We start from the raw sequence: 8,121 nt of genomic DNA on the forward strand, positions 1-8,121 counted from the left end.
CGGGAGTGAATTCCCGCAAGCCGAACCCCGAACCGCGACACGCAAAGCGTCCACCGCGTGACAGGAAATCATGTTGTGGGCTACAGTGATCGAACTCTTGGAGTTCACGGAGCGAAAGCCCCGCGAGAGTCAAGGGGGATGCGTCGGTTGGGACGCCTTCGATACGTTCGATCCGTATGTCCTCCACCACCGGTAACCGTTTGTTGCCACGTTCCACAACACCAATCCAGCGGCCGTTTGCCGTGTGAATTCCCGCGGATCCCGGTGGTCCCACTACTTATCGGGACACGATGGTCCAACAATCGCGTCAATTCCCTTCTTAATTCGCCTGTTCGGGCTTTTTTGCAGGTACGTTTCCATGAGCGTTGATCTCCCCTGTCGGCGATCACAGGTATCCAAAGGAAACGCATGAACTGGCTCTGGGACATATCTGTGCTCGATGGTGCCCTGCCGTGGATCATCGATATCTTGGGATTCGCCGGACTCGCCTGGCTGGTCCTGTTCTTCAGGAAGAAATACCTGTTGGTGGTGTTACCGATCGCCGCGGCCGTCACCGTCGCAGCGGTGCTGCTCGCGAAATGGCTCATCGAGGACGTCTGGAAGCTCTTCGCGGATCCGGTTCCCACGAACTGCTATATCTGGGCCGGTCTGGCCGTCTTCGCGGCGCTGCTCTTCGTCCCGAGATTGATCATGGGACAAGGACGCATCGGCAAAGCCGTCACCGTTCTCGCAACCGTGTTCGCGATTGTCATGCCTTTGTCCGAGATCAATCAGCAGTTCAGCGAATACCCGACCGTCGGATCGGTATTCGGCATCAATCACTTCAGGACGATCTCCCTCGATGAGGCTCGCAAAACCGATCTCAAAACCGTCGACGTCGACAATTGGAAGAACCCGGGAGATCTACCAACGCAGGGCAGCATCATCACCGCACCGATTCCTCCCACGGCGTCGAACTTCACAGCCCGTCCGGCGAAGGTCTACCTACCTCCCGCCTACTTCTCCCACCCGCGTCCACTGCTTCCCGTGCTGGTCCTGATGGCCGGGCAACCCGGGTCCCCCGAAGACTGGCTCGTCGGCGGACGACTGCCCGAGACGATGGACCAGTACGCCGGCCAGCACAAAGGACTGGCGCCGATCGTGGTCGTGGCCGATGCCACCGGCACCGAATTGGGCAATCCCCTGTGTATGGACTCGAAGCTGGGGAACGTCGCCACTTATCTCTCGCAGGATGTTCCGAACTGGACCAAACAGAACCTTCAGGTCTCGGAGGACGCCAAGTCCTGGGCCATCGGCGGACTCTCCTATGGCGGAACCTGCTCGCTGCAGATGACAACCAACCATCCGGACATCTTCCCGACCTTCCTCGACATGTCCGGTCAGTTGGAGCCGACCCTGGGCAGTCGCGCGCAGACCGTTGCCGCGGCCTTCGGCGGAGACGAGTCGAAGTTCGTCGCCGTCAATCCGATGGATCTGATGAAGACCAAGCAGTACCCCGGTGTGGCCGGAGCGTTTGTCGTCGGCAAGGACGACAACGAATATCGGCCGGGGCTGACGCAGGTCTACGAGGCCGCGAAGGCAGCCGGGATGGACGTCCACTTCAGCACGGTGCCGGGTGGTCACTCGTTTGCCGTCTGGTCGGCAGGCCTGAAGTTGGAGATGCCGTGGCTCGGTGAACGACTCGGGTTGCCGTGACCCAGAGAACAATCGCCGTACAAGGCAGCAAACCCCACATGTGCCCTAGTCTTTCGACAAGGCCCTTCCATCATCCGGCAGGCCCGGCGACACAGAACGAAAGGTGCCGATGAGCACGCCCGAGACACCCAGTGAGGCGACCCCGGCGAAGCCGGCCGACAACACCGCGAAGCCGGCCGACAAGGACGTGACGCCGACCGCGGTCGCACCACAGCCGACCACCGCGAAGTCGCCTGCCGAATCGGCAGAGCCCGCAGAACCGGCTGCGCCCTCCGCGATTGCCAAGACCGCCGAGGTCATCGGCAAGACGGTCCGGAGGGTCCCGTTCACCACCGCGGTTCTGGTGGTGATCCTCGTGCTGGGCGTCGTCACCGGGACGCTGTGGGATTCGATCGAACACAAGAGCTGGTTCGCCGACATCGCATACGGCTACCCCGCACTGACCGACGGAAAATGGTGGACCCCGTTGTCCGGCATGGCCTTCGGGCTCCATCCTCTGCGCTATCTCAGCCTCATCCTGCTGACCGCGATTTTCATCGGCTGGTCCGAATGGCTGCTGGGCACTGCGCGGGTGGCATTTGTCGCGATCGTCGGCCAGCTCGTCGGGATCCTCGGCGCGATCGCCTTCATCGCCATCTTCCTGCCGACCTCGTGGCACTGGGTCGATCACCTCGCCGACGTCCGCGATGTCGGGATGACCACCGCGGTCGTCGCCTCGGTGGCCGCGGCAACCGCCTGCCTCCGATCGCCGTGGCGACTCCGAGCGCGGGCGGTTCTCCTCGCCTACGTGTCGATTTCGTTCCTCTTCGAAGGAACGCTGTCAGACGTGTCCCATCTGATCGCGGTGGTCGTCATGTTGACCATCGGCGAGAAGTTCTTCAGCCGTGGCGAAACCGGTGTGATGCCACGGACACGGCAAGAGATCAGAATGATCAGCTTCCTCGGTCTGGTGCTGATCGCGGTCGTGAACATCGCGGTGGCGTTGTTCCCCGGAGACGGGCCGTTCGGTCCCACCGACTCGAACGACGATCTGAGCTGGGGATCGTTGGTGACCATGCTCATCGTGCTGCTCATCGCCGATCAGCTTCGCCGCGGTCGCCGCTGGGCGTGGTGGATCACGGTGGTCTACGGCGTGCTGTACGTCGCGCTGGTGATCGTTGTCCTCGTCGCGATCATGACCTCGTCGTATGTCGGGCAGGGCGCGGTGACGGTGGGAACCGGCCTGCTCTGGATCGTGGAACTGATCCTCCTGTTCAACGGCCGTTACGCATTCACGGTCCCGTTCAACAGCCGAAAGGTGATGGCCGGCAAGGGTGGATCCGACCCCTCATCGCAGGTTCGCACGCTGCTGCAGGAACACGGCGGTAGCACGATGAGCTGGATGATCACCTGGGAGAACAACAGATACGCATTCACCTCTGCAGGTGATGGTGTCATCGGGTACCAGCGCCCGGCCGGCACATTGGTCGCACTCGCCGACCCGGTCTGTGCTCCGGACAAACTCGCCGAGACGGTCCGCGAGTTCACCGACCTCGCCGAGAACAGCGGCCGGATCCCCTTCTGGTTCTCCGTCAGCGAGGCCACTGCGGCCGTCGCCCGTGACATGGGCTGGCGCACCCTGCAGATCGCCGAGGACACCATCATCGACCTGCCGACGCTGGCCTTCAAAGGCAAACCGTGGCAGGACATCCGGTCCGCGATGAACCGGGCGAAGAAGGAGGGGATCACCTTCCGGATGACCACGCTGAAGGACGAACCCTTCGCGGTGCTCGCCCAGGTCCGCGCGATCTCCGAAGAATGGGTCGGCGACAAGGACCTACCCGAGATGGGGTTCACCCTGGGCAGCGTCGAAGAGGCCCTCGACCCGGAGGTTCGCGTCGCGCTGGCCATCGATGAGAGCGGGTCGATCCATGGTGTGCTCTCGTGGCTACCGGTCTTCGGTCCCGCGGGCGGCGACGGCGAGAGCACCATGCGCGGGTGGACGCTGGACGTGATGCGTCGCCGTGACGACGGCTTCCGGCCCTGCATCGAGTTCCTCATCGCCAGTTCCGCATTGGCGTTCAAAGCCGAAGGTGCCCAGATCCTCTCACTGTCGGGTGCCCCACTGGCCCATGCGGACAACGATTCCGAGGACGCCGAGGCGATGGACCGGCTCCTCGACACACTCGGTGCTGCGATGGAGCCGTTCTACGGCTTCCGTTCCCTGCACGCGTTCAAGATGAAGTTCCAGCCGCGGTATGAGCCGGTGTACATGTGCTTCCGCGACGAAGGCGACCTGCCACGTATCGGTATCGCGCTCACGCGCGCGTATCTCCCCAACGCCACCCCGGGCCAGATGCTCAGACTGGCAACGAGCAGGGACTGATCGCGCCCATGCATGCGCTCGTCGACCTCGGCCGATTCATCGGCGAACGGGCCCGATGGCGCCGGACGAAACGCCGGATGGGCACTGTGCCGATCTGGCGACTTCCGGTGGGGCTGATAGTGCTCGCGGTGGCGATGACCGGAGTCTTCGGGGCCATCGACAACGCGACCTCGTCGGATGCGGTCGACACCGGGACGATGGCCACCCTCCTCAGCGCGATCGCGGGCGGCATGATCACACTGACCGGCCTCGTCTTCACCGCGACCACACTGGCGATGCAGTTCGGCGCCACCCAGGTCTCCGTACGTGTGGTGCCGGTGCTGCAGCAGGACCCGGTCATGCGTTGGTCGAACGGGCTGTTCCTGGCCACCTTCGTCTATTCGCTGATCGTTGCCTCGGACATGGCCTCCGAAGACAACCGGGCACCGATAGCCTCCGGCGCGTTCGCGTTGTTCCTGGCCTTCGCCAGCGCGATCATGTTCGTTGTGCTCGTGTCGAAGGTCGGCAGGGTCCTGAACTCCACCAGGCTCCTTCGCTGGATCGCCGACGAGGGACACCGGGCCATCAAGCGCACGTTCCTCGACACATCTGCCGAACTCGCGGCCACCGGCGTCGATCCACTCCGGACGCAGCCGGGGCCGCATGAGCTCGACATCCCGTCGGTCACCATGAAACTGGAACGTACACCCGGTAAAGGCCGCGTGCTGGTGGCGATCAATCTTCCCCAACTGCAGCGGCTGGGGGTGCGCTGGGGCGCGCAGATCGAGGTGCAACCCCGCATCGGCGACTTTGTTGCCTATTCCGCCCCACTGTTCGTGGTGTACGGCAAAGACCTCTCGCTCAACGAGATCCGGAAACGTCAACTGCTCGGAACCCTGTGCTTCGGTGACGCACACCGGCCGTCGGTCAGCCCGTCAGCGGCACTGCAGGCCATCGTCGACGTCGCACTCAAGGCCCTGTCCCCCGCCATCAACGACCCCGGCCGCGCGGTCCAGGCCATCGATCATCTCGAGGATCTGTTGTTGCTGCTGGCATTTCGAGTGCGCACCGATCACACCCTGGAGATGATGTCGCGGGTACACGGCTACCGGCGGACCTGGCCCGACTACGTCTCTCTGGCAACCGATGAGATCCGGCATTTCAGCACCGGATCCACCCAGGTCCAGCGGCGCCTGCGGTCACTGCTGGTCACCCTGCAGGCCAGTACGCCGCCGGCGCAGCATCCGCCCCTGGTCGAACGGCTTGCCGCCCTTGACCAGCAGGTCCACCGGGAGTGGAAGACCGAACTCGACGTCAGGCTCGCCAGCGTCGCTGATCCTCAGGGACTCGGATCGGAGTCGGGCAGCCGATCCCAGACGGCGGCCCGGACTCCGGGTGACTCAGGAGGTCCCGGCTCCGAGCTTGGTTGATGCCTGTGACCGGGCGCGCTGCGCCTCGATGGCATCGTCGAACTCCTCACGCCAGGTCTCGGTCAGCGGGAGCTCACGATTGAGCGCTTCTTCCGTCGACAATTCGACCGGGAAACCGAAAGTGTCGTACAGCTTGAAGAGATCGTCGCCGGTGACCGTCTCTCCGGTCTTGCCGAGGCGTTTCAGCTCGCGCAGGCCCTTGCCAAGGGTGCGGCGGAATGCCCGCTCCTCTTTCTCGAGGACCTCGGTCACCACGTCCCGTCGCTGTGCCACCTCCGGATAGGCCTCGATGTAAAGATCGGCGACAACGGGAACCAATGCGGTGAGCAGGTTCTGCTGCACACCGAGCTGATGCGCGAACCGGATCGCACGGCGCACCAGGCGGCGCATCACGTAGCCCTGCTCCTTGTTCGAGGGCGTGACGCCATCGACGGCCAGGAACACCGCACCCCTGATGTGATCGGCGATCACCCGCATCGCCACGGTGTTGTCGTCGTACGACTTCTCCGTCAGTTCTTCGATCTTCTCCACGATCGGCCACAGCAGACTGATCCGGTACACGTCGGGACTGTCGATCGATGCAGCCGCGATCCGTTCCAGGCCGCCGCCGTAATCGACGTTGAGCTTCGGCAATTGGGCAAAGCCGTCCTCGGTCTTCACGTATTGCATGAAGACCGAATTGCCGATCTCCATGTACTGTCCGCCGTCGGAGTTCTGGTGCGCGTACTTCCCGAATGTGGTGTCGTGCTCGACCTGCGGGAAGTAATAGAAGACCTCGCTGTCGGGTCCACCGGGGTCGCCCACCGGCATCGTCTCCGGGCCTCCGGACCGTGACCACCAGTTCTTGTCGCTGTAGTAGGCGATCCGTGCGCCCTGATTGCCCTGCTCGTTGCCCTGTTCCTCGGTGAGCAGTACTACCCGGTCCGCCGAAACCCCTGCCGCGGTGAACAACTCGGTCCAGATGTCCGCGCTCTCGTCGTCGCGGGGGATGCCACTGTCGGGGTCACCGGCGAACACGGTGACGTAGATCCGGTTCGGATCGAGACCGACGACCTCGGTCAGGAAATGCCAGAACAATGGGATCTGCTCGGATTTGAAGTAATCGCCCAGGCTCCAGTTACCCAGCATCTCGAAAAAGGTGGTGTGCCGGTTGTCGCCGACCTCGTCGATGTCCTGTGAACGAAGGCAGGTCTGCGAATCGGCCAGACGCCTACCGTCGGGATGCTCCGCGCCGAGCAGGTACTTCAACAGCGGCTGCATACCACTGCCGGTGAACAACGTTGTGGGGTCGTCTTTGGGCACGAGAGGCGACCGCGGGATGAGGACATGACCCTTTTCCTGCATCAAAGACAGGTAGGCGCTGCGGATTTTGTTGGCATCCATCTCATTACTCTCCCAATTTCCATCAGCAAATGCGCGCCGAATCGGCAGTCCCGGCAAAACTTGCTTTCGTGAGGCGACGGCCTACTGCCGTTGGTCATCGCGATCACCTAGAGTCAGACCGTGGCCAATCCCAAGAAGCTTCTGTCGCAGCTCTCCAGAACGGGACCGAACAAGGTTCTGCGCGGAGACATGGCGATCATCGGGCTCCCCGGCACCGTTTACACCCCGGTCGAGGGCAAAGACCTCGCCGGCATCGCATTCGGCCACGGCTGGCTGACCGGCGCCAAGCAGTACTACAAGACCCTCGCGCACCTGGCGTCCTGGGGCATCGTCGCGGCGGCACCGTCCACCGAAAAGGGCATGCTCGGTTCCGACGAGGGACTGGCCGCCGATCTCGAGACGTCGCTGGCAGTGATCAGCGAGGTTCGTCTGGGCACCGGCAACATCACCGTGAACAAACATCGCCTCGGCCTCGTCGGGCACGGCTTCGGGGCGGGCGCGGCAACTCTTGCAGCCTCTCGCAGCGACCGCGCGAAGGCGCTGGCGGCGCTGTATCCGGCACCGACGAGCACAGCCGTCATCCCGGCCGCGCAGCAGATCCGGATCCCGACGATGATCCTGACCGCACCCGGAGAACTCGAGTCGATGACCTCGAACTCGCTGGCCCTGCGGCGCGCGCTGCCGCCCGACGCCAACCCGGTCTTGCGCATGGTGCCCAAGGCCGACAATCGAGGCCTGGCCGAAGGATTCAGCATTCGCGGAAAGCTCGGCGCCGGCGGCAACAGCAAAGCCACCCAGCGCGCCACCCGCGGCGTCCTCACCGGCTTCCTGTTGCATCAGTTGACCGGCGACAAGACCTACGCAGCGTTCAGCGAGCCCGAAGGGATCCTCGGCAAGTTGCACACGATCGATCCCGACTCGTTGCCTCCGGGCACCGAGGACGTCATCGATCCGCTCACCCGGTTGCTTCGTAAGTAGCCGGCAACCCTCAGGCGCGTTCAACGGTCGGTCAGCCACCCGTTCGCGTATGAGGCGTCCGGGTCGGAGGAATCCGGATCGGGCGAACCTGTGGGACCGGATGTACCTGTGTCTGCAACGGGTCCGGCGGCAACGCCGTCAGCCGGGTTGCGTACAGGTGCAGGGTCGGGCACAGCGGCAAGGTCGGGCTTGGGCGCCGAGTCTGGCAGGGGGCTGTGCGGACTGAGGTCGATGTCGTCAGCAGGCAGCAGGATCGCACCGCCGCGAGCGATCGAATCCCGGGTGACGCCC

At 63.7% G+C, this 8,121-nt stretch carries 5 protein-coding genes and 1 pseudogene; 4 read left to right on the plus strand and 2 right to left on the minus strand.

Annotated features, from left to right (window positions below):
* The first annotated feature begins 408 nt into the window (after nt 1–408).
* The 3 genes from VIQ49_RS10985 to VIQ49_RS10995 all read left to right on the plus strand — a co-directional run bounded on the left by VIQ49_RS10985 (nt 409) and on the right by VIQ49_RS10995 (nt 5,469).
* Entirely contained in the window at nt 409–1,695 is a 1,287-nt protein-coding gene (locus VIQ49_RS10985) for an alpha/beta hydrolase (RefSeq protein WP_331884393.1), read from the plus strand.
* Between the two features lie 109 nt (nt 1,696–1,804).
* Nucleotides 1,805–4,060 (plus strand): phosphatidylglycerol lysyltransferase domain-containing protein, encoded by a 2,256-nt coding sequence (locus VIQ49_RS10990; RefSeq protein WP_331884395.1) that lies wholly within the window; start codon nt 1,805–1,807, stop codon nt 4,058–4,060.
* Between the two features lie 8 nt (nt 4,061–4,068).
* Nucleotides 4,069–5,469 (plus strand): DUF2254 family protein, encoded by a 1,401-nt coding sequence (locus VIQ49_RS10995; RefSeq protein ID WP_331884397.1) that lies wholly within the window; start codon nt 4,069–4,071, stop codon nt 5,467–5,469.
* Here VIQ49_RS10995 and VIQ49_RS11000 read toward each other — a convergent pair.
* Complete coding sequence (locus VIQ49_RS11000; RefSeq protein ID WP_331884399.1) at nt 5,440–6,852, minus strand: alanine--tRNA ligase-related protein; 1,413 nt, start codon at nt 6,850–6,852, stop codon at nt 5,440–5,442. The genes VIQ49_RS10995 and VIQ49_RS11000 overlap by 30 nt on opposite strands.
* Before the next feature lie 120 nt (nt 6,853–6,972).
* Here VIQ49_RS11000 and VIQ49_RS11005 point away from each other — a divergent pair, with 120 nt between their 5' ends.
* On the plus strand, nt 6,973–7,830 hold the full coding sequence (locus tag VIQ49_RS11005) for a hypothetical protein (protein WP_331884401.1): 858 nt from the start codon (nt 6,973–6,975) through the stop codon (nt 7,828–7,830).
* A 20-nt stretch (nt 7,831–7,850) separates the two neighbouring features.
* Here the strand turns inward: VIQ49_RS11005 and VIQ49_RS11010 are convergent.
* Nucleotides 7,851–8,121: pseudogene (locus VIQ49_RS11010) on the minus strand (hypothetical protein); the annotation flags it as partial.

This window comes from Williamsia sp., assembly GCF_036566845.1.
In the GTDB taxonomy this organism is placed as follows: domain Bacteria; phylum Actinomycetota; class Actinomycetes; order Mycobacteriales; family Mycobacteriaceae; genus Williamsia.